Here is a 3,385-nt window from a genome sequence, read left to right as displayed (position 1 = left end):
GGGCGGCGTCAACTTCCGTTGGTTGCGGGGGCAGGATTTGAACCTGCGACCTTCAGGTTATGAGCCTGACGAGCTACCGGGCTGCTCCACCCCGCGTCAAGTTAGTTCAAGGCTGCGCAGTGCAGCCCGGCATTTTTAATTCCGCCTCGGGGGACCCGAGGCTGGGGCATGCTCGACCCCGCGGTAAACTTTATTGGCACTCAAGCGCCGTGCGGCCTCCGGCCTTGGCTTCCGCGCAAACGTGCGCGACGGCCGCTTGGCCTTTCCGTCCTACGGACGGCTGGAGTGTATACTCCAGAGCGGTCGACTGACCGCCGCCGACTTTTCGGCGCCCCCTCGGAGGCGTGAGCGTAAGCGAGCCTGCCGCGAGAGATAATCAACCTACAAAAAAAAGCGGCTTTATGGGCCGCTGTCTTTTTCATGCGCTATCGCCTAGCGGCTACTTGAGCGCGATGATTTTCTGACATTATGAATGGGTTTGTATTTTAAACTCATGTTTTTAATAGACCTGGCGACGACCTACTCTTCCGCGCCTTAAGACGAAGTACCATCGGCACAACCTGGTTTCACTTCCGGGTTCGGGATGGAGCCGGGTGGGACACAGGCGTCAAGATCACCAGGTCAATTAAAAACATGGGTTTGTTTTATATTCCGTTTTGATTTGGCCTTTTTGAGGCCAATGATAAGTTTTGCATGAGCGCGCATGAACGGGATCTTTTACAGATCTCATCTCTGTTCATGACGGGATATTCAAGTCTATTGAGTAATTAGTACCGGTCAGCTTCATGTGTTACCACACTTCCACATCCGGCCTATCAACGTGGTGGTCTTCCACGGCTCTCAAGGGAGAACTTATCTTGAGGGGGGCTTCCCGCTTAGATGCTTTCAGCGGTTATCCCTTCCGCACATAGCTACCCTGCAATGCGGCTGGCGCCACAACAGGTCCACCAGAGGTGCGTCCATCCCGGTCCTCTCGTACTAGGGACAGCTCCTCTCAATTCTCCTGCGCCCACGGCAGATAGGGACCGAACTGTCTCACGACGTTCTAAACCCAGCTCACGTACCTCTTTAAATGGCGAACAGCCATACCCTTGGGACCTGCTCCAGCCCCAGGATGAGATGAGCCGACATCGAGGTGCCAAACACTGCCGTCGATATGAGCTCTTGGGCAGTATCAGCCTGTTATCCCCGGCGTACCTTTTATCCGTTGAGCGATGGCCCTTCCACACGGGACCACCGGATCACTATGACCGACTTTCGTCTCTGCTCGACTTGTCAGTCTCGCAGTCAGGCAGGCTTATGCCATTGCACTCTCACAGCTGATTTCCGACCAGCCTGAGCCTACCATCGCGCGCCTCCGTTACTCTTTGGGAGGCGACCGCCCCAGTCAAACTACCCACCACAGAAGGTCCCGGCCCCGGGTTCACGGGGCGCGGTTAGATAATAGACAGGTTAAGGGTGGTATTTCACCAACGACTCCACCGGAACTGGCGCACCGGTTTCAAAGTCTCCCACCTATCCTACACATAACATATCCATTATCATTCTGAAGCTGTAGTAAAGGTGCACGGGGTCTTTCCGTCTAACCGCGGGTAGCCCGCATCTTCACGGGCAAGTCAATTTCGCTGAGTCTATGTTGGAGACAGTGGGGAAGTCGTTACGCCATTCGTGCAGGTCGGAACTTACCCGACAAGGAATTTCGCTACCTTAGGACCGTTATAGTTACGGCCGCCGTTTACCGGGGCTTCAATTCAGTGCTCTCACACCTCCTTTTAACCTTCCGGCACCGGGCAGGCGTCAGACCCTATACGTCGTCTTGCGACTTCGCAGAGCCCTGTGTTTTTAGTAAACAGTCGCCACCCCCTGGTCTGTGCCCCCTCCAAAAAGTTGCCTTCATGGAGGGCCTCCTTCTCCCGAAGTTACGGAGGCAATTTGCCGAGTTCCTTCAACATAGTTCTCTCAAGCGCCTTGGTATGCTCTACCTGTCCACCTGTGTCGGTTTCGGGTACGGTCTATATGATGAGGCTATTTCCTGGAACAGTTTCGCAGCCCCTCCAATCCAGTAAGGAGGAACAACTTACACCATCCGTCACATCTCATCAGGCCCAGTAATATTAAACTGAGTTCCCATCGACTACGCCTTTCGGCCTCGCCTTAGGGACCGGCTAACCCTGCGCAGATTAGCTTTACGCAGGAACCCTTGGACTTTCGGCGAGAGTGTCTCTCACACTCTTTATCGCTACTCATGCCAACATTCGCACTTCTGATACCTCCAGGCGCCCTCGCGGGTCACCCTTCGCAGGCTTACAGAACGCTCCGCTACCACTTGATACAAAGTATCAAATCCAAAGCTTCGGTACATGTCTTGAGCCCCGTTACATCTTCGCTGCGAGATGGCTATTAGACCAGTGAGCTGTTACGCTTTCTTTAAAGGGTGGCTGCTTCTAAGCCAACCTCCTGGTTGTTTTGGCCTTCTCACTTGCTTTCCCACTTAGACATGATTTGGGGACCTTAGCTGTTGGTCAGGGCTGTTTCCCTCTCCACCACGGACCTTAGCACCCGTGGTGTGTCTGCTGAATAGTACTCACCGGTATTCGGAGTTTGGTTAGAATTGGTAAGGCTCGCGCCCCCCGCATCCATCCAGTGCTCTACCCCCGGCGGTATTCATTCAACGCTCTACCTAAATAGATTTCGCGGAGAACCAGCTATCTCCGAGTTTGATTGGCCTTTCACCCCTAGTCACAGGTCATCTCCCCATTTTTCAACATAGGTGAGTTCGGTCCTCCAGTGCGTGTTACCGCACCTTCAACCTGCCCATAACTAGATCACTCGGTTTCGGGTCTAATACAACATACTCAGTCGCCCTATTAAGACTCGCTTTCGCTGCGCCTACACCTATCGGCTTAAGCTTGCATGTTATATTAAGTCGTTGGCCCATTATACAAAAGGTACGCCGTCACACTTGCGTGCTCCGACTGCTTGTAAGCATACGGTTTCAGGGTCTGTTTCACTCCCCTTATCGGGGTGCTTTTCACCTTTCCCTCACGGTACTTGTTCACTATCGGTCGCATAGGAGTACTTAGGCTTGGAGGGTGGTCCCCCCACGTTCAGACAGGATTTCACGTGTCCCGCCCTACTCGAGGACTGTAAATTAACTTACCCGTACGGGGCTATCACCCACTACGGCCATCCTTTCCAGAATGTTCCGGTTTTTAATCTACAGCCACTGGCCTGGTTCCCGTTCGCTCGCCACTACTAGGGAAGTCTCGGTTGATGTCCTTTCCTCCGGCTACTTAGATGTTTCAGTTCGCCGGGTTCGCCTCCTTACCCTATGTATTCAGGTAAGGATACCCCGAAGGGTGGGTTTCCCCATTCGGAAATCGTC

Annotated in this window: 1 tRNA gene and 2 rRNA genes (1 of these 3 only partly in view); all 3 read right to left on the bottom strand. The window is 53.6% G+C overall.

The annotated features are described in order from the left end of the window. Nucleotides 1-19 precede the first annotated feature (19 nt). A tRNA-Met gene (locus FIV46_RS13900) sits at nt 20-96 on the bottom strand. Nucleotides 97-506: 410 nt separating this feature from the next. Then, nucleotides 507-621 (bottom strand): 5S ribosomal RNA (gene rrf, locus FIV46_RS13895). Nucleotides 622-746: 125 nt separating this feature from the next. Then, nucleotides 747-3,385 (bottom strand): 23S ribosomal RNA (locus FIV46_RS13890) (it continues 106 nt past the right edge of the window).

It is taken from the genome of Emcibacter nanhaiensis (genome assembly GCF_006385175.1).
In the GTDB taxonomy this organism is placed as follows: domain Bacteria; phylum Pseudomonadota; class Alphaproteobacteria; order Sphingomonadales; family Emcibacteraceae; genus Emcibacter; species Emcibacter nanhaiensis.
Note: the sequence above shows the minus strand (reverse complement) of the source record. Positions and strands in the feature narration are given on the sequence as shown.